Source organism: Deinococcus sonorensis KR-87, from assembly GCF_040256395.1.
GTDB classification, from domain to species: Bacteria; Deinococcota; Deinococci; order Deinococcales; family Deinococcaceae; genus Deinococcus; species Deinococcus sonorensis.
Genome location: NZ_CP158299.1, coordinates 2,845,001 through 2,871,108, shown reverse-complemented (window position 1 = coordinate 2,871,108; position 26,108 = coordinate 2,845,001). Strand labels below are relative to the sequence as shown.

The 26,108-nt window shown below is 70.6% G+C and carries 28 protein-coding genes (1 of these 28 cut by a window edge); 6 read left to right on the top strand and 22 right to left on the bottom strand.

Annotation, left to right across the window (positions count from 1 at the left end):
• Positions 1 to 34: 34 nt before the first annotated feature.
• Both ABOD76_RS19385 and ABOD76_RS19380 read right to left on the bottom strand, forming a co-directional pair.
• Positions 35 to 1,276 carry an aminopeptidase gene (locus ABOD76_RS19385; protein WP_350243594.1) on the bottom strand — a complete coding sequence of 414 codons (1,242 nt, stop codon included), beginning with the start codon at positions 1,274 to 1,276 and terminating at the stop codon, positions 35 to 37.
• Between the two features lie 134 nt (positions 1,277 to 1,410).
• Positions 1,411 to 2,184 carry a DUF554 domain-containing protein gene (locus ABOD76_RS19380; protein ID WP_350243593.1) on the bottom strand — a complete coding sequence of 258 codons (774 nt, stop codon included), beginning with the start codon at positions 2,182 to 2,184 and terminating at the stop codon, positions 1,411 to 1,413.
• 120 nt (positions 2,185 to 2,304) lie between these two features.
• Between ABOD76_RS19380 and ABOD76_RS19375 the strand changes: the two genes are divergently transcribed.
• From ABOD76_RS19375 to ABOD76_RS19365, 3 genes are read left to right on the top strand one after another with little or no spacing between them, the layout of a single operon-like run.
• Positions 2,305 to 2,481 carry a hypothetical protein gene (locus ABOD76_RS19375; RefSeq protein ID WP_350243592.1) on the top strand — a complete coding sequence of 59 codons (177 nt, stop codon included), beginning with the start codon at positions 2,305 to 2,307 and terminating at the stop codon, positions 2,479 to 2,481.
• Positions 2,478 to 2,681: a helix-turn-helix domain-containing protein gene (locus tag ABOD76_RS19370; RefSeq protein WP_350243591.1), complete on the top strand. Its 204-nt coding sequence runs from the start codon at positions 2,478 to 2,480 to the stop codon at positions 2,679 to 2,681. The genes ABOD76_RS19375 and ABOD76_RS19370 overlap by 4 nt, the downstream gene beginning before the upstream one ends.
• Positions 2,682 to 2,709: 28 nt before the next feature.
• The gene (locus ABOD76_RS19365) at positions 2,710 to 3,393 is read left to right on the top strand and encodes a hypothetical protein (RefSeq protein ID WP_350243590.1); all 684 of its coding nucleotides are present in this window, start codon (positions 2,710 to 2,712) and stop codon (positions 3,391 to 3,393) included.
• Here the strand turns inward: ABOD76_RS19365 and ABOD76_RS19360 are convergent.
• Together ABOD76_RS19360 and ABOD76_RS19355 are read right to left on the bottom strand one after the other, a co-directional pair.
• The gene (locus tag ABOD76_RS19360) at positions 3,354 to 3,656 is read right to left on the bottom strand and encodes a hypothetical protein (RefSeq protein ID WP_350243589.1); all 303 of its coding nucleotides are present in this window, start codon (positions 3,654 to 3,656) and stop codon (positions 3,354 to 3,356) included. The genes ABOD76_RS19365 and ABOD76_RS19360 overlap by 40 nt on opposite strands.
• Before the next feature lie 94 nt (positions 3,657 to 3,750).
• Entirely contained in the window at positions 3,751 to 5,046 is a 1,296-nt protein-coding gene (locus ABOD76_RS19355; RefSeq protein WP_350243588.1) for a cytochrome P450, read from the bottom strand.
• A 35-nt stretch (positions 5,047 to 5,081) separates the two neighbouring features.
• Here ABOD76_RS19355 and ABOD76_RS19350 point away from each other — a divergent pair, with 35 nt between their 5' ends.
• The 3 genes from ABOD76_RS19350 (at position 5,082) to ABOD76_RS19340 (ending at position 7,750) form a co-directional block, all read left to right on the top strand.
• Positions 5,082 to 5,594 carry an NfeD family protein gene (locus ABOD76_RS19350; RefSeq protein ID WP_350243587.1) on the top strand — a complete coding sequence of 171 codons (513 nt, stop codon included), beginning with the start codon at positions 5,082 to 5,084 and terminating at the stop codon, positions 5,592 to 5,594.
• 20 nt (positions 5,595 to 5,614) lie between these two features.
• Positions 5,615 to 7,219 (top strand): flotillin family protein, encoded by a 1,605-nt coding sequence (locus ABOD76_RS19345; RefSeq protein WP_350243586.1) that lies wholly within the window; start codon positions 5,615 to 5,617, stop codon positions 7,217 to 7,219.
• A 93-nt stretch (positions 7,220 to 7,312) separates the two neighbouring features.
• Positions 7,313 to 7,750 (top strand): organic hydroperoxide resistance protein, encoded by a 438-nt coding sequence (locus ABOD76_RS19340; protein WP_350243585.1) that lies wholly within the window; start codon positions 7,313 to 7,315, stop codon positions 7,748 to 7,750.
• Between the two features lie 185 nt (positions 7,751 to 7,935).
• On the opposite strand, the gene ABOD76_RS19335 is transcribed toward ABOD76_RS19340, so the two are convergent.
• The 18 genes from ABOD76_RS19335 to serS form a co-directional block, all read right to left on the bottom strand.
• The gene (locus tag ABOD76_RS19335; protein WP_350243584.1) at positions 7,936 to 8,121 is read right to left on the bottom strand and encodes a hypothetical protein; all 186 of its coding nucleotides are present in this window, start codon (positions 8,119 to 8,121) and stop codon (positions 7,936 to 7,938) included.
• Positions 8,122 to 8,208: 87 nt separating this feature from the next.
• A complete protein-coding gene (locus ABOD76_RS19330) occupies positions 8,209 to 9,324 on the bottom strand; it encodes a DUF58 domain-containing protein (protein ID WP_350243583.1) in 1,116 nt (371 codons plus the stop codon).
• A 3-nt stretch (positions 9,325 to 9,327) separates the two neighbouring features.
• Positions 9,328 to 10,272 carry an AAA family ATPase gene (locus ABOD76_RS19325; RefSeq protein WP_350243582.1) on the bottom strand — a complete coding sequence of 315 codons (945 nt, stop codon included), beginning with the start codon at positions 10,270 to 10,272 and terminating at the stop codon, positions 9,328 to 9,330.
• The gene (locus ABOD76_RS19320; protein WP_350243581.1) at positions 10,265 to 11,629 is read right to left on the bottom strand and encodes a DUF4129 domain-containing protein; all 1,365 of its coding nucleotides are present in this window, start codon (positions 11,627 to 11,629) and stop codon (positions 10,265 to 10,267) included. The genes ABOD76_RS19325 and ABOD76_RS19320 overlap by 8 nt, the downstream gene beginning before the upstream one ends.
• 98 nt (positions 11,630 to 11,727) lie before the next feature.
• Complete coding sequence (gene rpoD / locus ABOD76_RS19315) at positions 11,728 to 13,296, bottom strand: RNA polymerase sigma factor RpoD (protein ID WP_350243580.1); 1,569 nt, start codon at positions 13,294 to 13,296, stop codon at positions 11,728 to 11,730.
• A 126-nt stretch (positions 13,297 to 13,422) separates the two neighbouring features.
• On the bottom strand, positions 13,423 to 14,517 hold the full coding sequence (locus ABOD76_RS19310) for a class I SAM-dependent methyltransferase (RefSeq protein ID WP_350243579.1): 1,095 nt from the start codon (positions 14,515 to 14,517) through the stop codon (positions 13,423 to 13,425).
• Positions 14,517 to 15,419 carry a bifunctional riboflavin kinase/FAD synthetase gene (locus ABOD76_RS19305; RefSeq protein WP_350243578.1) on the bottom strand — a complete coding sequence of 301 codons (903 nt, stop codon included), beginning with the start codon at positions 15,417 to 15,419 and terminating at the stop codon, positions 14,517 to 14,519. Before ABOD76_RS19305 ends, ABOD76_RS19310 begins: the two co-directional genes overlap by 1 nt.
• Positions 15,416 to 15,928 carry an NUDIX hydrolase gene (locus ABOD76_RS19300; protein ID WP_350243577.1) on the bottom strand — a complete coding sequence of 171 codons (513 nt, stop codon included), beginning with the start codon at positions 15,926 to 15,928 and terminating at the stop codon, positions 15,416 to 15,418. Before ABOD76_RS19300 ends, ABOD76_RS19305 begins: the two co-directional genes overlap by 4 nt.
• A gap of 96 nt (positions 15,929 to 16,024) precedes the next feature.
• Positions 16,025 to 17,098, bottom strand: coding sequence for a cell division protein FtsZ (ftsZ, locus tag ABOD76_RS19295; RefSeq protein ID WP_350243576.1), 1,074 nt, complete (start codon positions 17,096 to 17,098; stop codon positions 16,025 to 16,027).
• Positions 17,099 to 17,276: 178 nt separating this feature from the next.
• Positions 17,277 to 18,677 carry a cell division protein FtsA gene (ftsA, locus tag ABOD76_RS19290; RefSeq protein WP_350243575.1) on the bottom strand — a complete coding sequence of 467 codons (1,401 nt, stop codon included), beginning with the start codon at positions 18,675 to 18,677 and terminating at the stop codon, positions 17,277 to 17,279.
• Positions 18,674 to 19,318, bottom strand: a complete 645-nt coding sequence (locus ABOD76_RS19285) for a cell division protein FtsQ/DivIB (protein ID WP_350243574.1) — start codon at positions 19,316 to 19,318, stop codon at positions 18,674 to 18,676. Before ABOD76_RS19285 ends, ftsA begins: the two co-directional genes overlap by 4 nt.
• A complete protein-coding gene (locus tag ABOD76_RS19280; RefSeq protein WP_350243573.1) occupies positions 19,315 to 20,199 on the bottom strand; it encodes a UDP-N-acetylmuramate dehydrogenase in 885 nt (294 codons plus the stop codon). Before ABOD76_RS19280 ends, ABOD76_RS19285 begins: the two co-directional genes overlap by 4 nt.
• Complete coding sequence (gene murC / locus ABOD76_RS19275; RefSeq protein WP_350243572.1) at positions 20,196 to 21,626, bottom strand: UDP-N-acetylmuramate--L-alanine ligase; 1,431 nt, start codon at positions 21,624 to 21,626, stop codon at positions 20,196 to 20,198. Before murC ends, ABOD76_RS19280 begins: the two co-directional genes overlap by 4 nt.
• Entirely contained in the window at positions 21,623 to 22,720 is a 1,098-nt protein-coding gene (gene murG, locus ABOD76_RS19270) for an undecaprenyldiphospho-muramoylpentapeptide beta-N-acetylglucosaminyltransferase (RefSeq protein WP_350243571.1), read from the bottom strand. Before murG ends, murC begins: the two co-directional genes overlap by 4 nt.
• 52 nt (positions 22,721 to 22,772) lie before the next feature.
• Positions 22,773 to 23,882: an FtsW/RodA/SpoVE family cell cycle protein gene (locus ABOD76_RS19265; protein WP_350243570.1), complete on the bottom strand. Its 1,110-nt coding sequence runs from the start codon at positions 23,880 to 23,882 to the stop codon at positions 22,773 to 22,775.
• Complete coding sequence (murD, locus tag ABOD76_RS19260) at positions 23,879 to 25,195, bottom strand: UDP-N-acetylmuramoyl-L-alanine--D-glutamate ligase (RefSeq protein ID WP_350243569.1); 1,317 nt, start codon at positions 25,193 to 25,195, stop codon at positions 23,879 to 23,881. The genes ABOD76_RS19265 and murD overlap by 4 nt, the downstream gene beginning before the upstream one ends.
• Before the next feature lie 43 nt (positions 25,196 to 25,238).
• Positions 25,239 to 26,054: an EamA family transporter gene (locus ABOD76_RS19255; RefSeq protein WP_350243568.1), complete on the bottom strand. Its 816-nt coding sequence runs from the start codon at positions 26,052 to 26,054 to the stop codon at positions 25,239 to 25,241.
• Positions 26,051 to 26,108, bottom strand: the 3' end of a protein-coding gene (serS, locus tag ABOD76_RS19250) for a serine--tRNA ligase (RefSeq protein WP_350243567.1). It continues 1,232 nt past the right edge of the window; 58 of the gene's 1,290 nt are visible here — the last part of the coding sequence; its start codon lies beyond the right edge, outside the window; its stop codon occupies positions 26,051 to 26,053. Before serS ends, ABOD76_RS19255 begins: the two co-directional genes overlap by 4 nt.

Genomic DNA, 26,108 nt, shown 5'->3' with positions numbered 1-26,108 from the left:
GCAGCGTAGAGGCCGGGTCCCGCTCCTGTCGCGGTTACTGCTTCGCCAGATACTCCTCGGAAGCCAGCCGGATGCAGGCGGCCACCACCTGCATCGCCTCCCGCACCTCTGCCACCGGCGGGCGGGTGGGGGCCAGCCGGATGTTGCTGCCGTTCGGGTCCTGCTTGCCGGGGTAGGTCGCGCCCGCGGGCGTCAGGCTCACGCCCGCCTGGGCCGCCAGTTCCACCACCCGCTGCGCCACCGGGTAGGTGGTGTCCAGGCTGATGAAATACCCGCCCCTGGGGCTGGTCCAGCGTGCCAGGCCGCTGTCGCCCAGCGCCTCCTTCAGCGCCTCATTGACCGCCTCAAACTTGGGCCGGATGATCTCGGCGTGCGCGGCCATCAGCGCGTCCACACCGCCCGGGTAGCGCTTCAGGAACTGCACGTGCCGCTGCTGCTCCACCTTGTTGGGGCCGATGCTCTGGGCGTTGAGCCACACGCTCAGCGCCGTCACGTTGGCCTCGCTGGTGGCCACGAAGCCCAGCCCCGCGCCCGCGAAGGTGATCTTGCTGGTGGAAGCGAACACGTAGGCGCGGTCCGGGTGGCCAGCGTCGGCGCACAGCTGCACGAAGTTCACGGCCACGTCGCGGTCGTCCGGGTACAGGTGATGGACGCGGTAGGCGTCGTCGGCGAAGATGGTGAAGTCGGGCGCAGCGGCCTGCAGCGCCGAGAGCCGCCGCGCCTTCTCCTCGCTGATGCTCTGCCCGCCCGGATTGCTGTAGGTGGGCACGAACAGGATGCCCTTGACGCGGTCGCTCCCCGCCGCCAGCCGCTCCACGGCGTCCAGATCCGGGCCGTCCGACTGCATCTGCACCGTCAGCAGCTCGAAGCCCAGCGTCTGCAGCAGCAGGAAGTGCCGGTCGTACCCGGGCACCGTCACAATCATCTGTGGCCGCTGCTGCACCCACGGGCCGCTGCTGGCCGGCAGGCCTTTCAGCAGCGCCCAGGTCAGCACGTGGGCCTGCAGTTCCAGGCTGGCGTTGTTCCAGACGATCGTGTTGGCGGCCTTCACTCCCAGCATGGAGCCGAACAGGGCGCGCGCCTCCGGCAGCCCGGCCACGCCGCCCGGGTAGTTGCGCAGATCCAGCCCGGTCTCGGTGTGGGTGTCCTGGTCGTTCAGGGCCGATAGCAGGCCGCGCGACAGGTCAAAGTCCTGGTCGCTCGGCTGGCCGCGCTCGATGTTCAGCTTCAGGCCACGCGCCTGGAAGGCCTCGTACTGCTCGCGTGCGCTCGTCATAGCGGCAGGGTAGCAAGTGCGGACGGTGGAGGGGGCAGGTTGGATAGCGTGGAGAGCGCAGGTAAAAAAAAGCCCGCCCTTCCAGGCGGTGATAGAAATAAGATAGCGCGGTATGCACCGCCCGTCAAGCGTACTCAGCCGATCAGGCGGGCCGCCCACAGGGCCAGTGGAGCCAGCACCAGCCCCGGCAGCAGGCTGCCCACCCGCACCCGGCGGTCGTCCAGGCCCAGCCCGCCCAGCATCAGGTTCCAGCTGATGCCCAGAATCATCAGGCCGCCCGCCCCGGTCACCACCAGCACGTAGGGGTTGGTTTTGAGGATGTCCGGGCTGGCCCCGTGCAGCAGTACCCCCGCCAGCCCACCAGACGCGAGGCTGATGCCGCCCTGGATCAGCAGCACGCTCAGGGCGCTGAAGCCCACTCCGATGCCGTACACCCCGGCGAGCGCCAGCGAGGCGATGCCGTCCAGCACGCTCTTGAGCACATAGCTGCTGCTGTCGCCGGTCAGGCCGTTCTGGATACCGCCCACGATGGTCAGCGGGCCGATGCAGAACAGCAGGCTGGCGGCCACGAACCCTTCGGTGAAGCGGCCCCCGCCGCGGAAGCGCCGCCGCAGCAGCTCACCGAGCCGCCCCAGCCCCTCCTCGATGCCCAGCGCTTCTCCGATCACCGCGCCCAGCGCCAGCGCCACAAGGCTCAGGATCACGCCCGGCACCCGCCCGCCCGACACGTGGTTCAGCGCGCCGGCCATGTCGAGGCCGATGTACAGCGTGACGAGGCTGAGCGTCTGAAGCAGGGTGCGCTGGGTGCGTTCCGGCAGTCGCCCGCCCAGCAGCAGGCCCAGGCTGGTGCCGGCCAGCACAGTCACGACATTGACGAGGGTCCCGGACAGCTGCGAGAGAACAGTCACGCCCCGGAGTGTACGGTCTGCGGCCCCGGCTGTAACGACCCTGACCTTCTCATCCCCACTTGATCCCCCCCCAACATCTGACATGCGCCTGAAAAGCCGTCCTGTATACTGGGCCTCAAGTTGAAGACGCTGACCGCCGACTTCACCACTCCGCTCCAGCTGGGGGCGGGGCCCGGTGGCGGGCACGGCTGCGGCGGCAAAATCATCAGCAACCTGAGCGGGGTCGTCCATGTGGCGGCCCCGTCTGCTTTGGTGGCCCGGACCCTGGTGGCCCCGACTCCCTGGAGGTGCATGTGACCCTGCGCGAACAGTTCGACACCCTGCCCAAACTGCTGAAGGTCTGTGAAGTTGCGGAGTTTACCGGCACCCATGAACGCACGGTGCGCCGCTGGATCCGGGAGGGCCGGCTGGTGGCGGTCGAAAGTCCCATCGGCATCCGGGTCTCGCGCCGCGCGCTGTGGCGCTTCCTGGGGCTGGATCTGGCGCTGACCGCCTGAACAGTTGCCGGGCGCTACACTGCCGCGTGTGAGTGTGGCGCGGGTACAGGCGGCGGTGGACGCGGGAGATGAGGCGGGTGCGCTGACGCTGCTCGCTGCATTGACGCCGCTGCCGGACGAGCATGACGAGGCTGCGGCGCTGGCGCTGTGGCTGGGCCGCCCGGCTTTGGCCGCCGCGTGGGCCAGAGAGCCGCTGACCCGTGCGGCGGCGCTGCTGCGGCTGGGGCGCACTGCTGAGGTGCTGACGCTGTTGGAGGGCCAGCCGGACAGTGCGCGCGTTCAGGTGCTGCGGGCCAGGGCTGAAGGGGATGAGGTGGCGGCGCTGTCTGCCCGGCAACAGGCGAGGGCCGAGGGCGACGGCCCGGCGCTGGTGGCGGCCGTCACGCTGCTGGGGGAACGGCTGTGGCGCTCCGATCCCCGGCGGGCCCTGCGGACGCTGGCCGAGGGCCTTAAGGTGGCCGAACTGCTGGGCACGGCCGCTGACCCGCACCTGCTGGCCGTCCTGGCGCTGGTGCAGCGAGAGGTAGGAAGTCCGGAGAAGGCGCAGCGGACGGCCCAGAAAGCATTCGAGCGCAGCCGTCCCCGCAGCCCCGCCCGGGTCTGGGCATGGCTGGCCCTGCAGCAGGAAGCCGACGCCCGTGCCGAGGCGCAGTCGGGGGAGCTGGACTGGGCTCAGCTGCTGGCGTCCAGCACCTCGGCCACCCATGCCTGAGGGCGGCCCTCGTCGCGGGTGCCCGGGTCGCTGACGTCCGAGCGGGCAAAGTGGCTGAGCGCCCAGCGCCGCTCCCCGCAACTGAGCAGGTACTGACCGTGCTGGCCCGGCTTCTGCACCCGTTCCGGAGCGGACTGAAAGACAACCTGCACGGCATGCCCTTCGGCAGTACCTGGCAGCCCGCCCGTGCGGAGCGTGCCCACGAAGGTCCGGCCCGGATCGGTCACGTCACCCTTCCATGCCCCATCAAGCAGTACTTTCATGGCTCCATCTCACGGGCCGTGTGTCGGCTGGGCATCCGATTTTTCTGAAGGCGGCTTCAGACTCGGAAGCGCTTCCACCAGATGCCCCCGGTCCTCAGGTCAGGACATGCAGGCGGCTTAGCCCCCGGATCACGAAGCCGCCGCTGTACGCGAAGTTCTGCACGGTCAGATCCGGAAAGGCCAGCGCCAGCGCCCGCAGGCTGGCGGCGAGTTCCAGCCGGGCCAGCGGCGCGCCCAGGCAGTAATGGATGCCCAAACCGAAGGTCAGGTGTGGGTTCGGGTCGCGGTCGAGCTGCAGCCGGTCCGGCGCGGCGAATTTGCGGGGATCGCGGTTGCCGCTGGCGTACAGCAGCGCCAGCTTCTGTCCGGCACGCACCGGGGTGCCCGCCACCTCGGTGTCGCGCAGCACCCAGCGCTCGAACAGCGGCAACGGCGTGTCGTAGCGCAGCAGTTCCTCGATGATGGTGCGGAACGTGCGCTCCGGGGCGCCAGCCTGGGCGGCGGCCACCACCTGCGCCCACTGGCCGGTACGCAGCAGGTTCAGCACCCCGGCGCTCAGCCCGTTGACGCTGGCCTCATGGCCTGCGTTGAGCAGCAGGATGCAGGTGTCGATCAGCTCCTGCTCGCTCAGGCGCTCGCCGCCGTCCTCCACCTGGGCCAGGGCCGTGATCAGGTCCGGCTGCGGCACCCGCCGGCGCTTCTCCAGCAGCTCCCTCAGCAGCGCCGAGAATTCGATCACCGCCCGCTCCGCCGCCTCGATCACGTGATCCGGCGGATTCACCTCGTAGAGCCGCACGATGGCCGCCGACCACGGCCGCAGCTGATGGCGGTGCGGTTCCGGCACGCCCAGCAGCTCCGCGATCACCGTCACCGGCAGCGGTTCGGCATAGTCCTGCGCCAGATCGAAGGTCGGACGCCCGCGCAGGTCTGCGATCACGCCGGCCACGATCTGCTGGATGCGGCCCTGCAGCTCCTCGACCCGCCGGGGCGTGAAGGCCAGCTGCACCAGCCCCCGCAGCCGGGTGTGCTTGGGCGGCTCGGCTTCCAGCAGGTGATTGGTGTTGAAGCGGTCGAAGTGGAGGCGGCGCGGGTCCGGCAGCGGCTGTTCGTCTCTGCCCAGCACATGGCCAGTCGAGCGCCCGAAGTGGCGGCTGTCCTTCAGCACCCGGGCAATGTCGTCGTAGCGGGTCAGGAACAGCCGGTCCTGCGCCCAGAACGCCGGCGTCTGCTCTCGCAGCTCACTCAGCCGGGGGTAGGGGTCCTGCACGAAGGCGGGGTCGGTCAGGTCAAGGTCGAGGGTCGGGACCATGCCGCAGCATAGTGTGCGGGCCGGTGCGCCGGAGGCGGCAACTTCGCTCCCGCCGGGCGCGTACAGCATGGTGGAGGACATTCACCTCCACACGGACGGTCGGGGAGCCGCTGGCTATGCTGACGCTGTATACGCTGTGCGCGGTGGTGGGCGGCGCGCTGCTGCTGATCTCGCTGCTGGGCGGACACGATCATGATCTGGGGCTGAACACCGATCATCTGGAGGCCGGGGACATTGCCAGCTGGTTGAGCCTGCGGGCGCTGGTCAGCTTCGCGGCCTTCTTCGGGCTGGGCGGCCTGCTGGCCATCTGGCTGCGGCTTTCCGGGCCGGGCCAGCTGCTGTTTGCGCTGGTCGCGGGCCTGAGCGTGGGTGGCTTCACCGCCTGGGCCTTCCGGCTGGCGCGGCTGCGCGGCGAAACCGCCACCCGGGTCGGCAGCCTGACGGGCCGCACCGGCCGGGTGCTGGTGTCGCCGCGCGGCGCGGCCCCCGGGAAGGCGCTGCTGACCGTGGCCGGACAGCGCGAGGAGTGGCTGGTGCAGAGCGCCGACCCGCTGAGCCCGGGCGACCGGGTGCTGGTGATCGCCCAGGAGCGCGGCGTGCTGGACGTACGGCTCTGGGACGGGCAGTAGGGCAGGAAGGAAGAAAGGACATGGATATGGAACTGCTGGTGCTGGCGGGGCTGATCGTGCTGGGCATCATCGTGGTGGTGGTGCTGATTCAGAATTTCCTGATCGTGGTGCCGCCCAACAAGGTGCTGGTGATTTCGGGGCGCTCGCGCGTCACCACGGAGGGCGACACGGTCGGCTACCGGGTCATCCGGGGCGGGCGGGCCTTCCGGGTGCCAGTGCTGGAGAAGGTGGCCTGGATGGACCTGAACACCATTCCTCTGGACCTCAAGATTGAGAACGCCTACAGCAAGGGCGGCATTCCGCTGACCATCCACGCGGTGGCGAACGTCAAGATCAACGCCAACGAGCCGCAGCTGAGCAATGCCATTGAGCGCTTCCTGGATACCCCCAGGGAGGCGCTGACCAACATCACCCGCGACACGCTGGAAGGCAACCTGCGCGGCGTGGTGGCGACCCTGACGCCGGAGGAGATCAACGAGGACCGGCTGCGCTTTGCCGAGGCGCTGATCGAGGAAGCCGAGCACGACATGGGCAACCTGGGCATCCGGCTCGACACGTTGAAGATCCAGAACGTCTCGGACGGCAGCGGCTACCTGGGCAGCATCGGGCGGCGCAAGACGGCGGAGGTGCTCAAGGAGGCGCGCATTGCGGAGGCCGAGCGCGACGCCGAGGCGACCCAGGCCGAGGCGCAGGCGCGTCAGCGCAGTCAGGTGGCGCAGGCGATCAGCAGCCAGGCGGTGTTGGAGGAGCAGAACAAGCTGGAAGTGCGCAAGACCGAATTGGGCGCGGTGCAGCTGTCGCGCCAGAACGAGGCGGCGGTGGAGTCGGAGCTGGCCAAGGTGCGGGCTACGCAGGGTTTCGAGCAGGAGCGGGCCGCGCTGGAAGCGACCCTGCGGCAGCGCACGGCCGAGGCGAGCCGGCAGGCGCGCATCATCGAGGCGCAGCAGAACGCCGAAGCGGCCGAAGCTGAGGCGCTGGCGCGTCAGCGCGCCCAGATCGCGCAGACCAGTGCGGAGCAGGCGATTCTGGAGCGGCAGAACGAGTTCCGGGTGCGCACCGCCGAGCTGAACGCGGTGGCAGCGTCCCGGGAGAACGAGGCGCGGGTGGCCGCCGAGCGCGCCCAGGTGGTGGCGCAGCAGCAGCTGGAGCAGGAGCGGATCGTGCTGAACCAGAAGCGCTATGAGGCCGATGTGGTGGCCCCGGCGCGGGCCAAGCGCGAGGCCAGCCTGCTGGAAGCGCAGGCGGCGGCGGCCCCGATCATCGAGGAGGGGCGGGCCAAGGCGCAGGCGGTGCAGCTGCTGGTGGACGCCTTCCGCAACGCCGGGCCAGAGGGCGAGCGCGCCTACGTGTTGAACATGCTGCCGGGGATCGTGGAGCAGTTTGCCGCTTCGGTGCGCGGCATGAGCATTGACAAGCTCACGGTGATCGACTCGGGCAACGGGCAGGCGGCCCGCTCGGCGATGCAGCTGCTGCCGGCCAACATCGTGGGCATGGTGGAGCAGGTCGAGACGGCCACCGGCGTCAACCTGCTGTCGCTGCTGCAGGGCCACGGCGGGACCTCGGCGACGTCCGGGCTGAACGGCGCGGCCCGCTCCGCCACCACTTCGCCCTCAGCAGAATCGTAGATCAACACTTCAAGCGCTTTGTTTTTCCAAGCGTGTCAAGCCTCACCGTACCGCAGCGGTGCCCCTGAGATGATGCGGCCCGGAGGAACTACCATGACCCAGACGACCAGCCCGAGTGCCAACCTATACACCGCCCAGGCCACCGCCCACGGGGGGCGCGGCGGCCACGTCGTGAGCAGCGACGACCGGCTGGACCTGCAGCTGAGCGTGCCGAGCGAGATCGGCGGCGACGGTGGCCGCGGCACCAACCCTGAGCAGCTGTTCGCCGCCGGATACGCGGCCTGCTTTCAGGGGGCGCTGGGTGTGGTGGCGCGGCGGCAGAAGGTGGACGCCGACGGCAGCGAGGTGACGGCCCAGGTGGGGCTGCAGAAGGCCGGGCTGGCCTTCAAGCTGGACGTGGAGCTGCAGGTGCGCATTCCCGGCGTGGACCGCGACACCGCCGAGCGGCTGGTGCACGCGGCCCACGAGGTCTGCCCCTACAGCGTGGCGACCCAGGGCAATGTGGACGTGCGCCTGACCGTCCTCGACTGAAGCCAGCAACCGAATGCGCCCCAACCGGGGCGCTTTGTTCTGGAGCGAGCCGGGTGATCTGGCAGCAGGTACGGCGGACCTGGGGCAAGGTCCGCGCTCCATGTCCGCTATCTGCGCGACTTGAACCCAAAACAGCACCACAGGCGGGAACGAAGATAACCTTCGTTCCCGCCTGTGTTCCTGCTTCACTCGCTCTCGCTGCTGGCTTCCTCTTCGGCCACCTCGTCGGGCATCAGGCTGCTCGGCGGATCAGAGGTGATCATGCTGCCCTGACTGGCCACGTCCACGGCGTCCTCGCCGCGTGCCTGGGCAGTTGCCGGGGCTTCCTGGGTGCCGGGGGTGACGCCGGGCTGCTTGTCCTGGTCGCTCATGCTGGGTCCTCCTGCCCTGACCGTAGCGTGCCGCTCCATCCGGGGCATGAATTCAGCTGTACCGAACGTTCACCGACCCCTCTGCACTCAGCCGCCCAGCCGCAGCACGCTCATGTTCCCGCGCAGCACGAACACCAGGACGCCGGCATCCATCAGCACCCCGGCCCGGCGTTCCAGCTCGCGCAGCCGGGGCGGCAGGCCCGCCCACTGGCGGCGCGGCGACTCGCCCGGCTCCAGGTAGAAGCCCTCCGGAATCGCCACGATCACCACCCGGCTGGCGCGGCCCCGGGCGAGCAGCGCCGCCTGCACCAGCGCTTCCGGCGCGTCGCGGGTCAGCACGATCAGGTTGCTGCCGGGGCGCGGGGAGGGCAGGTGCACCGGCAGCCCCGGTGGGCTGGCCTGCAGCGCTGCCAGCCGGGTGAGGGCCAGCTGCAGCGCCTCCGGGCTGCGCCCCGGTGGGGTGGCGCCCAGGTCGTCACTGACACAGACGGGCAGGTCCAGTTCCAGCGCCTCCTGGATCAGGCTGGCCGCCAGCCGCACCGCGCTCTCCAGGTACACCTCGCCGCCGCTGCGGTCCAGATGCAGCTGCACGCTGCTCATCGCGGTGCGTTCCAGTTCGCGCACCATCATGCTGCCGGTGCGGGCGCTCAGCCGCCAGTGGATGCGGGCCGGCGGGTCGCCCGGCAGGTAGGGCCGCGCCCCGCGCAGGCTGATCGGGTCGTCCAGGCCGATGCTGCGGCTCAGCTCCCCTTCCGAGAGCAGCGGGCGGAGCAGGGCCGGCAGCCGCAGGCCGTGGGTGCCGGGATACACGGTCAGCGCGGTGGGCTGCTCCAGCGTCACCCGGCGCCACCACAGCCCGAACGGGTCGGCCCAGCGCAGCGTGACCGGCGCCCAGCGGTACTCGCCCCGGCGGTTGAGCGTCAGGGTGGCATGGTGCTCCAGTGTCTGCTCGCCCCACATCAGGCCGCCCACCTGCAGCGTGGCGTCGGCCACCACCGCCAGGGGAGTGGGGTCGTCCAGGCGCAGGCGGGTCGGCAGTCGGGCGCGGACCCACAGCCGCACCGTCAAGGGCACCTCACGGCCCTCGAATCCCTGACGCGGCACTTCCCGGTCCAGCTGCACCTGGGGCGGTGTCCGCCAGCCGGCCCAGATCAGCCCGGCCAGCACCAGCAGCAGCAGCGCATACGCCACGAAGGCCGGCACGGCTCAGCGCAGCTCCGGGGCGCTGGCCTCGACCGGCACCGGCAGGTCCTGCAGCACGGCGGCCACCACCGCCTCGGGCCGCACCCCGGTCAGGCGTGCCTCGGTGGTCAGGCTCAGGCGGTGGGTCAGCACGGCGGGCGCCGCGCGCTTCAGGTCGCCGGGCGTCACGAAGCTGCGGCCCTGCAGAAACGCCAGCGCCTGCGCCACCGACTGCAGCGCCAGGCTGGCGCGTGGCCCGCCCCCCAGCGCCACCTGCGGGTGCTGCCGGCTGCTGGCCGACAGCTGCGCGACGTAGGCCTGCAGGTCCGGGTCTACCCGGATGCTGCGCACCTGGGCCTGGGCACTCAGCAGCTCCTGTGGGGTCGCCACCGGCTGCAGCGTCTCGATCGGGTGGCGCTGCTGCAGGCGGGCCAGCATCTCGGCCTCCTGCTGCACGGTCGGGTAGCCCACCGACAGTTTCACCACGAAGCGGTCCAGCTGCGCTTCCGGCAGCCGGTAGGTGCCCTCGTGTTCGATGGGGTTCTGGGTCGCCACCACCACGAACGGCTGGGTCAGCCGGTGCGTCACGCCGCTCTCGGTCACCTGCCCCTCGCCCATCGCCTCCAGCAGCGCCGACTGGGTCTTGGGGGTGGCGCGGTTGATCTCGTCGGCCAGCAGCAGGCCGGTGAAGATCGGCCCCGGCACGAACTCGAACCGGCCGTCGCGGTACACGCTCACGCCGGTCACGTCGCTGGGCAGCAGGTCCGGCGTGAACTGCACCCGGCGGTAGCTCAGGCCCAGGCTCACGGCCAGGGCGCGCGCCAGCATGGTCTTGCCGGTGCCGGGCGCGTCCTCCAGCAGCACGTGGCCGCCGGCCAGAATCGCCGCCAGGGCCAGGCGGGTCACGTCGTCCTTGCCCACCAGCACGGTGGCCACGTTGTTCAGGATGCGGGTGGTGAAGTCAGTCATCGTCGTCTCGTTTCGGGAGGGAAGGGATCAGGGCCATGATCTGCCGCGCCGCCTGCTCGGCCTGCTCGGCGTCCTGCTCGCTCAGGTCGCCGCCGTAGCGCACCGGCAGGTACAGATCGGTCAGGGTGGACAGCGGAGCGTGGAGTGCCGGAACCAGCGGGGCCAGCCGGTCCCGGTACGCCTCCGGAGCCTCGCTGGGGTGTCGGCCCAGCCCGGCGCTGCCCAGGGCGGCCTCGGCCTGCTGCCAGGCGCGCCGGACCCGGTGCAGCGGCAGGTCAGGGGAGGGGTGGACCCCCGCCGGAGAGGCGCTCGCCGGAGCGGCCTTCAGACTGCCGGCCCGCTCCCGTGAGGCGGCCCACAGCAGCGCCGCCAGCGCCCCGAACACCAGCACCGCCACCCCGGCCCCCACGTCCAGCACCAGCGTGGTCACGCGGTCTGGGGGCACTGTGGTCACGATGTCAGCTCGGGTCCGTTGCGGCGCGTCGGACAACGCCTGCTGTCCCTGACCGCCCGAGCGGGTGCCCAGGCCCACCACAAACAGCATCAGCAGCAGCGCCAGCAGGCCCACGGCCGCCACATACTCCGCCCAGCCGGAACGCTGGGCGCGCCGCGCCGCCTGCGCCTGTCTCAGCAACAGCAGCATGCAGATCACCATCAGCAGGCCTGCCAGCAGCCACATCGACTCGGAGAACGGCGACCACGGGAGGTCCAGCATCAGTCGAGTGCGAGGCGGCGGGGCGGCTGATGGGCCACTGTTCACCGTGCTGCCGGGCGTGAGCGTGGGGGAGGGGGCTGCCGGTGTCCCCGGCTGGGTGGTGGCAGTGGAAGGATGGATACCTGGGGGTGCTGGCGCTGCCGGCAGCAGCAGGCAGAGCACCCCCAGCAGCAGCACCGCGCCCAGCAGGGCCGGAAGGGTGCCGGGGCGGTCCAGCCGGCGGGCCGGCACCCCGTCCGGTCCGCCGGTCGAGAGGGCCGCCAGCAGCAGTGCGATCAGGCCCACCGGCGTGGGGGCGAGCAGCAGCGCGGCCGTGCCGGGCAGCAGGCCGATCGGCCGGCCGTGTTCCAGCAGGTTCAGACTCAACAGCCCGGCGGCGCCCAGCAGTGCACCTCCCACGAACAGGGTGCCGGTGGAGATCAGATCCGGCAGGCGGGTGAGGGCGGCAGCGGTGGCCCCCAGCACCACCAGCAGGAAACCGATGCTGCGTGCATTGTCGTTCAGGCGCCCCACGGTCAGCGCCGCGCACTGGGCCAGACACACCCACCACGGCAGCAGCCCCAGCGCCGTGAACGGCAGCAGCACGGCCAGCCACGGGTGCCAACGCACGGAAGCGGCGGGAGAACGGGCCAGTCCGGTCATCTGTGGTCAGCCTAGCAGGCGGGTGAGGGCGGGGCAGAGGCAACAGGAAGGGCGGGTCACCTCGACTGGGGGGGCCCGCCCTACTCTGGAGTTTCCGCTCAGTCCAGGAAGTCGCGCAGCTTGCGGGTGCGGCTCTCGTGGTACTTGAGCTTGCGCAGCGCCTTGTTCTCGATCTGGCGGATGCGCTCGCGCGTCACGTTGAAGCGCTGGCCCACCTCTTCCAGGGTGTGCTCCCGGCCGTCCACCAGTCCCTTGCGGAACTTCAGGACCATCGCCTCGCGCTCGGTCAGCTTGGAGAGCGCCTTCTCCAGCTCTTCGCTGAGCAGCGTCTTGGCGGCGTTCTCCACCGGGCTGTCCAGGTTCTCGTCCGGAATGAAGTCGCCGTAGAAGCTGTCCTTCTCGTCACCGATTGGGGTTTCCAGGCTGACCGGCTCCTGCGAGACCTTCTGGACTTCCTCTACCTTGGCGGCGTCCCAGCCGGGGCCCATCGCCTCGGCGATCTCCTCGTAGCTGGCCTCGCGGCTCAGCTCCTGCTGCAGCTGCCGGGCAGTGCGGGTCAGCTTGTTGATGGTCTCGACCATGTGCACCGGAATCCGGATGGTGCGCGCCTGGTCGGCGATGGCCCGGTTGATGGCCTGCCGGATCCACCACGTGGCGTACGTGGAGAACTTGTAGCGGCGGCGGTACTCGAACTTCTCCACCGCCCGGATCAGGCCCTGGTTGCCCTCCTGGATCAGGTCCAGGAAGCCCAGGCCACGCCCGGTGTACTTCTTGGCGATGCTGACCACCAGTCGCAGGTTGGCCTCGATCAGGCCCTGGCGGGCCGCCGCGCCGTCCTCGGTCTGACGCAGCAGGCGGCGGCGGGCCCGATCTTCCAGGTCCAGCTCCTCCTCCAGCGTCTTCTTGGCCTCCTCACCCTCCTCGATGCGCCGCGCCAGGGAGATCTCCTCTTCCAGCGTCAGCAGCGGCACCCGCCCGATCTCGTGCAGGTACTGCCGCACCGGGTCGTTGCTAACGGCGCGCGGCATGTCGTCGAAGTAGCGCTCGTCTTCCTCTCCGTCGGGCGTGGCCTCCTCGCCCTCCGCGCTCTCTTCCTCGTCCAGATCGTCGTCATCGTCATCCAGGTCCTGGAGTTCGATGTTCTGGGCCGCCAGATACAGCTGCAGGTCCTCGAAGGCGTCGGCGCTGTCGGCGTCCAGTCCGGCCGCCTCCAGGGCGCTGCCCAGCGCGGTGGCGGCGTCCTCCGCCGAGACCACGCCGGCGGCCTTGCCGGCCTTGAGCAGTTCCTGAATGCTGGGGTGGGCGTAGTACGGGCGCTCGGTGGCTGCACCCTTGCCGCTGGGGACCTTGGCGGCCTTGCCGGTGGCGGGGGCAGCGTCGCCCGACGCGGCCTTGGCGCCGGCGGCCTTGCCGGCCTTGGGTTCTTTCTTGTCGGCCTTGGCCGGTTCCTTCTTCTCGGCCTTCGGCTTGGCGGGGGCCTTCTCGGCCTTCGGCTTGGCGGTCCGGGGAGCCGGCGCCGGGCTGGGCGCCACGGGGGTGCTCACAGCTGGGCTGACCTGGGCCACGGGCGCCGCAGCGCTTAGTGTGGCGCTGGCCGGGGCATCACTGCCCTCGGTGGCGGGCCGGACAGGCTTGCGGGTACGGGGTTTGGGCTTTGCTTCTGCCATGTGGACTCCATGCTCGCTGCACAGCGAAGTGAAACGTGGGAAACGCGATCAACGGGTCAGTCTAGCAGACCTCCGCGGCCTGTCCCGGCATCAGGCAACACTTGGACCGGCATCAGTCTTGCGTCCTCAGGGCCGCTCGGCCTGCAACACCTTGAAGCCGCCGCCCTGCGCCAGCGTGACCGGACGGGTCCAGCCGCGCAGCAGCCCCTCGTACGGCAGAAAGTCGTTGGCCACCAGCACCAGTGCGCCGCCGGGCCGCAGGCGCCGCCGCGCCGCCGCCACGAACTCGGCGGCCACGTCCAGCACCACCCCCCGCCCCACGTGAAACGGCGGATTGCTCAATGCCAGGTCGTAGCCGTCGTCGTCCAGGGCGGCGTCCACATCGCTGTGCAGCACCCGCCCCTCCAGACCGCTGGCCTGCAGGGTGGCTTCGGCACTCTGCACGCTCATCAGGTCGGCGTCCAGCAGGGTGGCCGTTGCCCCCTGCCGCGCGGCCCACGCGCCGATGACGCCGGCCCCGCAGCCCAGGTCCAGCACCCGCTGTCCGGCCAGTGGTCGGCCCTCCAGGGTGGAGAGCAGCAGCTCGGTGGCCCGGTCCAGCCGCGCGGCGCTGAACACGCCGGGGTAGCCCACCACCGTCAGGCCGTGGGTCTCGTAGCGCTCCGGTTCCGGTTGCGGCGGCGTGGCGCCCGGACGCCGCACCAGCGCGGCCACCCGCATGCCTCCGTCACGCGCGATCACCTCTCCGGAGCCGTAGAGTGCCCCGGCCCGCCGGACGTAACGGTCAAAGCCCTTGTCCTTGTCGCCGGCCAGATACAGTGTGCCGCCCGGCTGAGTGCACTGGTGCGCCCAGGCCAGTTGCGCCTCGATATAGGTATTGCCCCGGTCGCCGGACAAGGTCAGAGCCACCTGCCGGTGCCGCCCCAGGTCGTCGCCCGGCAGCGCGGCACGGTGCGGAATGCCGGCCTCGGCCAGCACCCGCAGGGCCGGCGCCGAACCCTCCACCGCCAGCAGCTCGATGCCCGGCAGCGCGTCCAGCAGGCCGCCCATGGCGCTCAGGTCCAGCAGTTCGCCCTGCACCCGCTTCTTGATCAGCGTCTGGGCCAGCAGCGCCTGGGCGTCGTCCACGCCGGGCGCGCCGCGCACGCCTGCCTTGGTGAGCACGTGCAGTCCCTCCAGGCGCGGCGGCAGACCGGCCGGCACCACGTCGAAGTAGCCCATCAGTCGCCTCCGGCCTGCAGCCGGGCGCGGGCCTGATCCGCATCCAGCGCCAGCTGCCGCTTCAGCGCGTCCAGCCCATCGAACTTCTGCTCGCCGCGCAGGAAATGCCAGAACTTCACCTGCACCTCCTGGCCGTACAGGTCGCCGCTGAAGTCCAGCAGGTGCGCCTCGAAGCGCAGTTCGCGTCCCTGCACGGTGGGCCGGTAGCCCACGTTCACCATGCTGGCGTGCCGCTGCCCGTCGTCGGTGTACACAAAGGCGGCGAACACCCCGAGCGGCAGCGCCTTGCCCTCCGGCACCCGGATGTTGGCAGTGGGGACCCCGATGGTGCGGCCCAGCTGATCGCCCTGCACCACCACGCCCTGCGCGTCGTAGTGGCGGCCCAGGAAGCGGGCGGCGGCTTCCACGTCCCCCGCCTTGAGCAGCTCCCGGATGCGGGTGCTCTTGATGTCCTGCCCGCCCAGACTGTGCATCGGCAGCGCCACCACGTCCTCGGTCACGGCCGACAGGTTGGCCAGACCCCCGGCCCGGCCGCGGCCAAAGTGAAAGTCCTCGCCCACCACCACGGCGTGCGGGTGCAGCGCCCGCAGGTCGTCCAGGAACGCTTCCTTGGGTCGGGCCGCGAACTCGCTGGTGAACGGTACCGCGATCACCTCGTCAATGCCGTAGCGGGCCAGCAACTCGATCTTTTCCGGCAGCGTGCTCAGGAACTCCACGCCCTGCGTCAGCACCCGGGTGGGCGGGTCGAAGGTATACACCACGCTCGGCACCCGGTAGTGCCGGGCACGTTCCTTGAGGCGGGCCAGCAGCGCCTGGTGCCCCAGGTGGACCCCGTCGAAGCTGCCCACCGCCACCGCCGTCCCGGTGTCCGGGCGCTGGCTGGGCGCGACGTAGGTCTTCACGGCTGCTTCGCCTGCTGCAGCTGCACCGCGTACAGGGCCGCCGTCACGGTGCTGGCGCTGCCGGTCAGGGTGCCGGCCTTCAGCTCGTCCAGCACCTGCTGTGGGGGCAGCCACAGCACCTCGATGTCCTCGTCGTCGTCCATCGGGAGCCGCGATTCCTGCAGGTTGCTTGCCTGGAACAGAAAAATCTCCTCGTCGCAGTAGCCGGGGCTGGTGTAGAAGCGGGTCAGCAGGGTCATGTCGGCCTTGAGCCCCGCCTCCTCCTGCAGCTCGCGCACGGCGGCCTGCTCCGGCGTCTCGCCGTCGTCGATCAGGCCGGCGGGGGCCTCGACGGTGGCCTGACCGATGGCCCGGCGCTCCTGCCGCACACACAGCATCCGGCCCTGCTCGTCCAGGGCCAGCACGGCCACGGCGTTGGCGTGCCGCACGATCTCCCACTTGCCCGCTTCCACTTCCAGCTGCAGGAGGTGGCCCCGATAGATCACCTGGGTGTCCGTGTTTTCGCTCATCCGGGCCACTCTAGCAGGGGAGAGCCGGCGAAACGGGAGCGCCGCCGGGTCCCTCAGGGTCGGCGGCGCTCCCGTCACAGCTTCAGGCCCGCAGGGTCAGTCGCGGTCGCCCTTGCGCAGGAAGGTGGGAATCTCGTAGTCCTTGGGGTCGTAGCTGCCGCCGCCACCGCTGCGCACCCGCACGATGTTGTCGAGGGTGCCGCCCGCGCGGGCCGCGTTGCCGGCCAGCGACATCGGCCCGTCGCCGAAGCCGGTGGCGATCACGGTGACGCGCACCTCGTCGCCGGCGTTCTCGTCCGGGGTGATGCCGAACAGGATGTCCGGGTCCTCGTATCCGGTGGCTTCCTTGATCTTCTCCACGATCTCGTTGGCCTCATGCATCGAGAGGTCGTAGCCGCCGGTCACGTTCACCAGGATGCGGCGCGCGCCCTCAATGCCGCGCTCCAGCAGCGGGCTGTTGATGGCGCTGCTGCTGGCCTCGTCGGCCAGCTTCTCGCCGCGGCCGCTGCCGATGCCCATCAGCACCGCGCCCGCGCCGGACAGCAGGTTGCGCACGTCCGCGAAGTCCACGTTGATCATGCCTTCCACGTTGATCACGTCGCTGATGCCCTTGACGCCGTAATACAGCACCCGGTCGGCGATCAGGAACGCTTCGCGGATCGGCACCTTCTTGTCCACGGCGGTCAGCAGCTTCTCGTTGTTGACCACGATCATGCCGTCCACCCGCTCCGAGAGCTTGGCGATGCCCTCCTCGGCGATGCGCATGCGCTTGGGCCCCTCGAACTTGAAGGGCCGGGTGACGATGCCCACCGTCAGGATGCCCATCTCGCGGGCAATCTCGGCCACCACCGGGGCGCTGCCGGTGCCGGTGCCGCCGCCCATGCCGGCGGTGATGAACAGCATGTCGGTGTCGCCCAAGTACTCCTTGATGCGCTCGCGGTCCTCCAGCGCGGCCTTCTCGCCCACCTCCGGGTCCGCGCCGGCCCCCAGCCCGCGCGTCAGCCGGTCGCCCAGCTGAATCCGGACCTCGGCGTGGCTCTTGGCCAGCACCTGGGCATCGGTGTTGCCGGCGATGAACTCCACGCCTTCAAGCCCCGATTCGATCATGCGGTTGACGGCGTTGTTGCCGGCCCCGCCCAAGCCGATCACTCTGATTTTGGCCGCTTGCATATCCACTCCTTCACGGGCAGCCGCGGCTGCACCTGCTGGCATCACCCGGGCTGACTCAACTTTGCACAGTGTAGCGCACCGATGGACGGAGGCAGGTGCAGCTCTGTTGGGGGTCTAGCCCGCCTGCCTCTCCTCAGGTCAGCGGCCGCCCCAGATCTGGGGCGGCCGCTGACCACGCTTACATCCAGTCTTTGAAGAACTCCCGCATCCGGTCCATCAGGCTCTTGCTGCCCTCAGGCCGGGCCGGACGCTCCTTCTTGGGCGGAGCGGGTGGGTTGACCACGACCGTCTCGGTCACCACCGGCGGCTCAAAGTCCATCGAGACCGGGCGGCCCGTGGACATGCCGGCCCCGGCGGCCACAGGCGAGCTCGGTTCGGCCGGCTGCGGAACCGGTACGCTGGCGGGCACGGCGCTGACCGCGCTCCCCACGCCCAGCCGCTGCTGGCCGCCGTACAGCACCAGTCCCACGGCTGCCGCATGCACCGGTCCGGCCACGATGTCGGTCAGGCCGCCCACCCCCCGCGGGCGACCGACCCGCACCGGAAGCCGGAAGCGCTCGCGCGCCAGTTCGGCCACGCCGCGCAGCAGGCTGCCACCGCCGGTCAGCACCACGCCGCCCGCGATCAGCTCCACCGGCCCCAGCACCCGGTCAATCTCGTCGCGCACCAGCCCGTAGATCTCGGCGATGCGCGGTTTGATGATGCGGCTCAGCTCGAAGGCGCTGATTGCGTGGGTGGACCCGGCCGCGTTGGTGATCTCCAGCGTCAGGTCCGGGTCGGCCAGTTCCGGCAGGGCCGCGCCGTACTTGCGCTTGACGTTCTCGGCCTCTTCCATCGGAATCTTGAGAATCTGCGCCAGGTCAGTGGTCACGTGGTCGCCGCCGATCGGGATGCAGGCCGAGTGGCTCAGGTTGCCGCGCTTGAACACTCCGATGTCGGTGGTGCCGCCGCCCATGTCGATCACGACCACCGTCTGGTCCTGCTCGGCGTGGTCCAGGGTGGCCAGGCCGCTGGCCAGCGACTCCAGCACCAGGCCGCGCACCTGCAATCCCGCCTCCTGCACGCAGCGGCGCAGGTTGGCCAGCGGTCCGGCGGCGCCGGCCACGATGTGCACGTCCACCTCCAGCCGCACGCCGTGCATGCCCACCGGGCTCTTGATGCCTTCCTGGCCGTCCACCACGTACTCCTGGGGCAGCGCGTGGATCACTTCAAGGTTCGGGTCCAGCGGCACCGCGCGGGCGTTCTCGATGGCGCGCTCCACATCGGCGGTCCCGATCTCCTGGCTGCGCCGGATGGCCGCGAGGCCGTGGCTGGTGAGCGCCCGGGCATGGTTGCCGGCCACCGACACGTAGGCGTTGTCCACCCGCACGCCCGAGACCCGCTCCGCCGCCGCCACCGAGCTCTTGATGGCCTGAATGGTACGTTCCAGGTTCACCACCGCGCCGCGTTTGATGCCCTCGCTGGGCACGGTGCCTTCACCGATGATGTCGACGCTGCCGTCCGGGGCGATTTCGCCGATGACGGTGGTGATCTTGGTGGTGCCGATGTCCAGACCTACGGTGATCATGTTGTCTTTCATTGCTGGACGCTCACCCCCCAAGGATAAATGTTGATTCTTTTCCCTGGAAACATAGAGATACTTCCAGCATACTTCAACAGCGCGGCCATATCGCCACTCCAGAGCGTTCCTGCGGCAGTCTTGACGGTGATTCCGGTCGGGGTATAGGCCACGGTCTGCACACCATAGCGCGTGAGGGCGCGGGCCGCCTGCCGGGCCGCTTCCAGACGCTCCGGACCCCAGCCGACCAGCAGTGGACCGGTGGGCGTTGCCCCCGGCAGCACCGTCCCGTCGTCTGCCAGGCTGACAACGTGGCCGTCCGGCTGCTGCCAGCGGACCACCGGGTGGCGCTCGGTGATCTGCACGCCCACGCGGCCCGGACGTGCCCGGGTGATTGAGACGTGGCTGACCCAGGGGTCGTTGCGCAGCGCGGCGGCCCTCCACGCTCCGTAGTACAGCCAGCCGCCCCGCGTCCCGAACGGGGCCGTCAGCCCGGCCAGCTGCATCACGCGCGCTGTGCTGAGCTGCCGGTTGCCCCAGACGGTCACGTGCTGCAGCGGAAAGCCGAACCACAGCCCGGCCAGCGCGCCCACCACCAGCACGGTGGCCAGCAGCACCCACCACACCGGGCGGACCCGGCGCCGCCGGCCGGTCAGGGTCACGGCCACAGCTCGTACTCCAGTTCCAGCGGCACCGGCACCCGCTCACGGATCAGCTGCAGCAGGGCGTGGACGTCGGTGGCGGTGGCGCCGCCCAGGTTCACGATGAAGTTGCCGTGCTCCGGCGCGATCCGTGCCTGCCCGGCCTGCATTCCCTTCAGCCCGGCGCGGTCGATCAGCAGGCCGGCGCTGACCTTCTGACCGTCCTCCAGGGTGGGGTTCTTGAAGGCGCAGCCGGGGGTGCGGTTCTTGGGTTGTCCCTTGCGTGCCACATCGGCCGCCTGCATCCGGTCCAGCACCGTTTCCGGCGTGCTGGGGCGCAGGTTCAGCCGCGCCCGCGTGACGATGTGGTTGCGCGGAATGCCGCTGCTGCGGTAGGTCCAGGGCAGCTCGTCCGGTGTCACCTGGCGCGCTCCTTCCGGCGTCACGATCTCCAGGGTATGCAGGCCGTCAAAGGTCTCGCCGTAGCGGGTGCCGGCGTTCATCCAGATGGCGCCGCCCAGCTGGGCCGGAATGCCCACCGTGCCCTCCAGGTTGCCCAGGCCCAGGCGCTGCAGCTTGCGCAGCAGCCCCGGCAGCGGGACCCCGCCGCCCACCCAGCCGGTCACGATCTGGTCGGAGGTGCTGAGGTGTGGGTCCGGGGTCAGGTCGGTGGCGGCAAACTGGCCGGCGAGCCGGATCACCCGTTCCGGCACGCCTTGGTCGGCGATCACCAGATTGGAGCCGCCGCCCAGGATGCGGTAGGGCGCTTCCATCGCCTCCAGCAGCTGGGCGTGGTCCTGTACGGTCCAGACCTCCGCCTCTCCGCCCACGCCCAGGGTGGTGTAGCGCGCCAGCGGCAGCCGTTCCACCCGCGCGCCGGTGCGGCTGAGCAGCGCCGTCACAGCGGGTGCCCGGCCAGCGCCCGGCCCAGCTTCCACACGTCGCCCGCGCCCACCGTCACGATCACCTCGCCCGGCGAGGCGGTGCGCTGCAGGTAGGCCAGCAGTTCGGTACGGTCCGGGATGTAGCGCACCGCCGCGTGCCCCTGCTCGGCCATCCGGTGCACGATCAGGGTGCTGTGAATGCCCTCGATCGGCGGCTCGGACGCGGCCGCGATGTCTAGCAGCATCACCTCGTCTGCCGGCATCAGGCTCTCGGCCAGCCGAGGCCAGCTCTGCTGGGTGCGGATGTAGCGGTGCGGCTGAAACACGATCCGCACCCGGCGCCCGGTCTGGCGGGCCGCCTGCACCACCGCCGCCACCTTCGCCGCGTTGTGGGCGTAATCGTCGATGATGATGGCCCCATTGAGGCTGCCGACCCGCTCCCAGCGGCGGCGCGGCCCGCCGAACACGCCCAGCGCCGCTGCCGCGTCCTCGAAGCGCCCGCCGTACAGGTCGGTGACGGCCAGCGCCGCCAGCGCGTTCTGGACGTTGTGCCGGCCCGGCATGCCCACCCGCGCTGGCCCCAGCCGCTCGCCGCGCCGCAGCACCGTGAAATCGCTGCCTTCCGGGTCCGGCACCACGTCCACCGCCCGGTAGTCGGCGCCCTCGGTCAGGCCGTAGCTGTAGCGCTCGGCCCCCTCCGGCACGAAGTCGCTCAGGCCCGGCCAGTCGTGGCAGTACAGCACCCGCTTGGCCTGCGACACAAAGCGCCGGAACGCCTCATGCTGCTCCTCCACGCTCTCCCAGTACACCGCACGCACCGTTCCGGGACCGCCCACATGGTCGTCGTCGGCGTTCAGGAACACGGCCGTGTGACAGTGCAGCCGCTGAAAGCCCCGGTCCGACTCGTCCACCTCGGCCACGAAGGGCCCCTGGCCCACGCGGGCGTTGCTGCCGAAGCTCGGCACGATGCCGCCCACGAAGGCGGCCGGGTCCAGGTCGGCGCCGTGCATCGCCACCGCGATCATGCTGGTGGTGGTGGTCTTGCCGTGGGTGCCGATGACGCCCACAGAAGGGCCGGCGCGCAGCAGCTCGTCCATCAGCGCCATGCGCGGCCGCACCTCGATGCCGAGCCGGCGGGCAGCTTCCAGCTCCGGGTGGTCCTTTTCGACCGCCTCGGAGGCGATCAAGAGGTCCACGCCGTCCAGATGCGAGGCCGCGTGCCCCACCATCACGGCGATGCCTTCCTGCTCCAGCTGATGGGTCAGCTCGCTGGCGGCCGAGTCGCAGCCGGAGACGGTGTAGCCGCGCGCCTTGAGCAGCCGGGCAAAGGCGCTCAGGCCGATGCCGCCGATGCCCATCAGGTGCACGTGGGTGGTGGTGGAGGGGATGGAGAACGGCTCGGCGGTGGGCTGCGGGTCAAGCGGGGTGGGGGGAAGTCTGGTCATGGTCGGTAATGGGCTTCGGCCAGGTCGGCCAGCCGGCCGGCGGCTCCCTGAGGGGAGCGTTCCAGCGCGGCCTGACGCATGCGCGCGCGCACCTCTGCCTGCAGACACTCTAACACCACTGCTCCCAGCTGCCGGCTGACCTGCTCCTGTTCCACCAGCCGGCCCGCACCGGCCTGCTCCACCGCGCGGGCATTGTGCCGCTGGTGGTCCTCGGCGCTGCTGGGCAACGGCACCATGATGGTCGGTACCCCATAGAAGGCGGCTTCGGCCAGGGTCCCGGTCCCCGCCCGGGTGATGGCTAGGTCGGCGGCGCACCAGGCGGCCACCGCGTCCACGTACCCCACCGCCTTGTACCAGTGCAGGTCGCGCACCTGCGGCTGCACGTCCCCGATCCAGCGCGGTCCGGTGGCATGCAGCACCTGCACGCCGTCGTCGGGCAGCAGGCCCGTTTCGCCCAGCACGCCGCGCAGCACACCCGGCAGCGCCGTGTTGAGTGCCACGCTGCCCTGCGAACCGCCCATGATGAAAATGGTCAGCGGGCCGTCCTGCAGCCCCAGCCGGGCGTTGGCCTCCTGGCGCAGCAGCCACTCCTCGCGCACCGGCATGCCCACCAGCGTGGCCTTTTCTGGAGGCAGGCCCACCACCTGCGGGTAACAGGTGCCCACCGCTCGGGCCTTCCGCTGGGCCAGGCGCTGGGTCAGCCCCAGCCGGGCGTTCTGTTCGTGCAGCACCGTGGGGATGCCCAGCCGCTGGGCGGCCAGCACCCCCGGCAGACTGGCGAACCCGCCGTAGCCGACCACCAGCCCCGGCCGGTGCCGCTGCAGGAACTGACGCGCCTCCTGCAGCCCGCGCAGGGCCTTCATCGCCTGCCGGGGGTCCAGGCCGCGCACGCTGCGGGCGAACTTGCCGGCGCTGACGCCCACGAAGTCCAGCCGCTGCTCCCCGGCCACCCGCTCCTCCATGCCGCCGCGCTGTCCCAGCAGCGTGACCGCGTAGCCACGCTGCTGCAACACCTGCGCGGTCGCCACCGCCGGATAGATATGTCCGCCTGTTCCGCCCGTCGCCAGCACCACCCGCTTCATCACAGTCCCCACATCATCGCAGGCAGTGTAGCGGACCCCGCTGCCGCGCAGAACACGCTGCCAGTCAGGCGCTGCTCGCCACCAGCGGCTCGGCCTCCTCCTCCGGCAGGTGACGGCGCACCTCGCGCAGCGCAGAGTGGATCAGCGCGAAGGCCACGCTCATGCTGAGCATGCTGGAAAAACCGTAGCTGACCAGCGGGAGCGGCACGCCCGTGACCGGGAAGATGCCGGCGGCCACCGCCAGGTTCACCACCGCCTGCCCCACCACCATAAACATGCCGCCGGTGGCCAGGATGCTGGCCCCGTGCACCTGCTTGTTCATGGGCCGCACCCGGCTGGCCAATTCCGCCACCTGCAGCGAGGCGCTCACCACCAGCCAGTACGCGAAGATCACCATCGTCACGCCCAACAGGCCGGTGGAGAAGCCGACCGAGGCGATGATCATGTCGGTGTGGGCGGCGAAGTACTCGTAGCGCGGGCCATCCGGCCCCTGGCCCCAGAAGCCTCCGAAGCCCAGGTCACGGTGGGCGAGGCCGATCTGGTCCAGGCCCACCGCCGGGGTGTCGCCGCGCACCTGATGGTTCTGGAAGCGCGCCAGGATGTACGGGTGGCGCTCCAGGTACACGCTCACGAACGGCAGCGCCATCAGGCCCAGCCCGAACAGCAGCGCCGTAATGTTGGTGAAGCGCACGCCGGCCGCGTACATCAGCACGATGCCCAGCGCAAACATCAGCACGGTGGAGCCCAGGTCCGGCTCGATCAGAACCAGGACCGTGCTCAGCAGGATCATGACGGTGGCGCTGAGCAGTTTGTGCTGCACGCCGCGCCGGGCGAAAAAGCTGGCCAGCTGCAGAATCAGCCCCAGTTTGGCGAGCTCCGACGGCTGAAAGCGCAGCGGCCCTCCGAAATCGAGCCAGCGTTGCGTGCCCGGCGAGGTCTCGGTGCCCACCCCGATCACCTTGACCAGCACCAATAGGATCAGGGTGATGATCCAGACCGGCGTGGCCAGACTCAGGTAGGCTTTGGGCCGCAGCCGCGACAGGGCAAACGTGACGACCAGCGCGATCAGCACCTTGGACGCGTGGTCCGGCACCTTTTCCGGCGCGCTGGTGGCCACGCCGATCAAGCCCAGCATCAGCAGCATCACCTGCGCGATCACCAGATTCAGGCTCACCGGCGCACCGCCGCTTCCAGCGCTTCCACCACGTCCAGCGCGGCGCGGGTAAACGCTTCGCCACGCTCGGTGTAATCGCGGTACAGATCAAAGCTGGTGCCGATGGGGGAGAGCAGCACGGTGCCGCGCGGATCACGTTGCTGGCTCAGGGTCTCCACCGCCAGCCGCACCGCCTCGCGCATCACCTGCTCACCGCCCACCCCGCCGGCCAGCACGTACGGCAGCTCCAGCTGCCGGGCAAAGCGCTCGCCGTCCTCTCCGAAGCCGACCACCTGCACCACACGGCCCCGCGCCGCCTCACGCAGCGGGTCCAGCTCGGCGCCCTTGTCGCGCCCACCCACCAGCCACACGATCGGCGGGGCGGCCTGCTCCAGGGCCGCCTGCACGGCCAGCGTCCGGGTGGCGATGCTGTCGTTGATGAAGCGCAGCCCGCCGCACTGGGCCACCGTCTCGAATCTGCCCTTGACTGGCCGGGCCCGCAGCAGTGCCGAACGCAGCAGCGGCAGGTCTACCGGCTGGCCCAGCTGCCGGAGCAGCCCCTCGGCGGCCAGCAGCGCCGCCGCCGCGTTGGCCGGGTGGATGCCCTGCGGCAGCGTGCCAGCGTCCAGCACCCGTTGCCCCCCGGACAGGCGCAGCTGGGCTGGGTCGGCGTGCTGCACCTGAGCGCGGGTGGGCACATCCAGGCCCACCGGCAGAATCAGCAGGTCGTCGGAGGTCTGCCGGGCGGTGATGGCCAGCTTGGCCTGATGGTAGGCCGCCAGCGTCCGGTGACGGTCCAGGTGATCTGTGCCCAGGTTGGTGATGACCGCCACGGCCGGCCGGAACTGCACGACCCGTTCCAGCTGGAAGCTCGACAGCTCCACCACCACCACATCGGCGTCGTCCACCACGTCCAGCAGCGGCGGATCGATGTTGCCCCCCTCGCGCGCGCGCAGCCCACAGGCCCGCAGCAGGTCCGCCACCAGCACCGTGGTGCTGCCCTTGCCCGCCGTGCCGGTGATGCCCACCATCGGGAGGCCCGGGCGGGCACGGAACGCCAGTTCCGCCTCACCGATCACCTCGGCACCCTGAGCGCGCAGCTGTTCCAAGTCCGGATGATCGATGGGGACGCCCGGCGCCGCGATGACCTGACGGTACGGGCGGTCCAGCTGGCCCTGAGAAAAGCCCAGCTCGGTCATCAGGGCCAGGTCCTGCGGCTGGGGCCGGGCATCCAGCCATTCGGCGGTCTCTCCGGAGCGGGCCAGAAAGCGGGCGACTCCACGCCCGCTGCGGCCCAGGCCGTAGATCAGCGTGGAGACGGTATATACGGTCATACGGTACAGCCTAGCGAAAAACCGGCCGCGCCCGGATGTGGACTCAGCGGGCCGTGACCAGCGGCACCCCGATCACGGCCAGGGCCACGCCCAGCCACTGCACCCGGTTGAGGCGCTCGCGCAGCACCATGGCCGCCAGCAGCGCCGTGATCACCGGATACAGGTTGGTCAGCAGGCCCGCCACGCTCAGCCGTCCAGCTTGGGCGGCCAGCAGGTAGCACAGGTTGCCCAGCGCGTCTCCGGGCGCCGAGGCGAAGATCAGGCGCGGACCCAGCGGCCGGAGACCATAGCGCCGCAGGGTGTATGGCACGACCACCGCCGAGCTGGTCAGGCGGGCCATCGCCAGCGTCCAGAACACCGCCTCGCTCTGGGCCAGCAGCACGAAGAACAGCCCGAAACCCAGCCCGGCCAGCAGTGCCAGCGGCAGCCCGCCGCGCCCGCCCTGTCCCGGCAACACCGAGAACAGCGCGATACCGGCCAGCACCAGCAGCACGCCCAGGCCGTTGCCCAGACTCAGCTGCTCTCCGAGCAGCAGCCCGGCGGCCACCGGAATCAGCGCGCCCAGCGCCCCGGACGTCACCGAGACGGTGCCCATCGGACCGAGCGCCAGCGCCCGGTAGAAGGTCAGCACCCCTAGCAGGCCCAGCACGCCGGCAGCGGCCCCCCAGCCCAGGTCGCTGGAGCTGGGCAGCGGCTCGTGGCGCAGCACGGCCAGCAGCGCGAACGCCACGCAAGCCAGCGGGTGCGTCAGCGCCACCACCCGTTCCGGCGGGTCGCGTCGGCTGGCCAGGCCCGACAGGAAGTCGCCCGCGCCGTAGCTGATGGCCGACAGCAGGGCGATCAGCGCCGCTGCATTCACCCGATCGTGCGGACCGGCCGACCGATCGAGCCGCGTCCATTCATATACGGCTGC

What these genes read in the sequence shown, in the direction of transcription:
- ABOD76_RS19385 (WP_350243594.1), bottom strand. Translation starts at nt 1,276, where the DNA reads ATGACGAGCGCACGCGAGCAGTACGAGGCCTTCCAGGCGCGTGGCCTG.
- ABOD76_RS19360 (WP_350243589.1), bottom strand. Translation starts at nt 3,656, where the DNA reads ATGAAAGTACTGCTTGATGGGGCATGGAAGGGTGACGTGACCGATCCG.
- ABOD76_RS19355 (WP_350243588.1), bottom strand. Translation starts at nt 5,046, where the DNA reads ATGTCCTCCACCATGCTGTACGCGCCCGGCGGGAGCGAAGTTGCCGCC.
- ABOD76_RS19350 (WP_350243587.1), top strand. Translation starts at nt 5,082, where the DNA reads ATGCTGACGCTGTATACGCTGTGCGCGGTGGTGGGCGGCGCGCTGCTG.
- ABOD76_RS19345 (WP_350243586.1), top strand. Translation starts at nt 5,615, where the DNA reads ATGGATATGGAACTGCTGGTGCTGGCGGGGCTGATCGTGCTGGGCATC.
- ABOD76_RS19340 (WP_350243585.1), top strand. Translation starts at nt 7,313, where the DNA reads ATGACCCAGACGACCAGCCCGAGTGCCAACCTATACACCGCCCAGGCC.
- ABOD76_RS19335 (WP_350243584.1), bottom strand. Translation starts at nt 8,121, where the DNA reads ATGAGCGACCAGGACAAGCAGCCCGGCGTCACCCCCGGCACCCAGGAA.
- ABOD76_RS19325 (WP_350243582.1), bottom strand. Translation starts at nt 10,272, where the DNA reads ATGACTGACTTCACCACCCGCATCCTGAACAACGTGGCCACCGTGCTG.
- ABOD76_RS19320 (WP_350243581.1), bottom strand. Translation starts at nt 11,629, where the DNA reads ATGACCGGACTGGCCCGTTCTCCCGCCGCTTCCGTGCGTTGGCACCCG.
- rpoD (WP_350243580.1), bottom strand. Translation starts at nt 13,296, where the DNA reads ATGGCAGAAGCAAAGCCCAAACCCCGTACCCGCAAGCCTGTCCGGCCC.
- ABOD76_RS19310 (WP_350243579.1), bottom strand. Translation starts at nt 14,517, where the DNA reads ATGGGCTACTTCGACGTGGTGCCGGCCGGTCTGCCGCCGCGCCTGGAG.
- ABOD76_RS19300 (WP_350243577.1), bottom strand. Translation starts at nt 15,928, where the DNA reads ATGAGCGAAAACACGGACACCCAGGTGATCTATCGGGGCCACCTCCTG.
- ftsZ (WP_350243576.1), bottom strand. Translation starts at nt 17,098, where the DNA reads ATGCAAGCGGCCAAAATCAGAGTGATCGGCTTGGGCGGGGCCGGCAAC.
- ftsA (WP_350243575.1), bottom strand. Translation starts at nt 18,677, where the DNA reads ATGAAAGACAACATGATCACCGTAGGTCTGGACATCGGCACCACCAAG.
- murC (WP_350243572.1), bottom strand. Translation starts at nt 21,626, where the DNA reads ATGACCAGACTTCCCCCCACCCCGCTTGACCCGCAGCCCACCGCCGAG.
- murD (WP_350243569.1), bottom strand. Translation starts at nt 25,195, where the DNA reads ATGACCGTATATACCGTCTCCACGCTGATCTACGGCCTGGGCCGCAGC.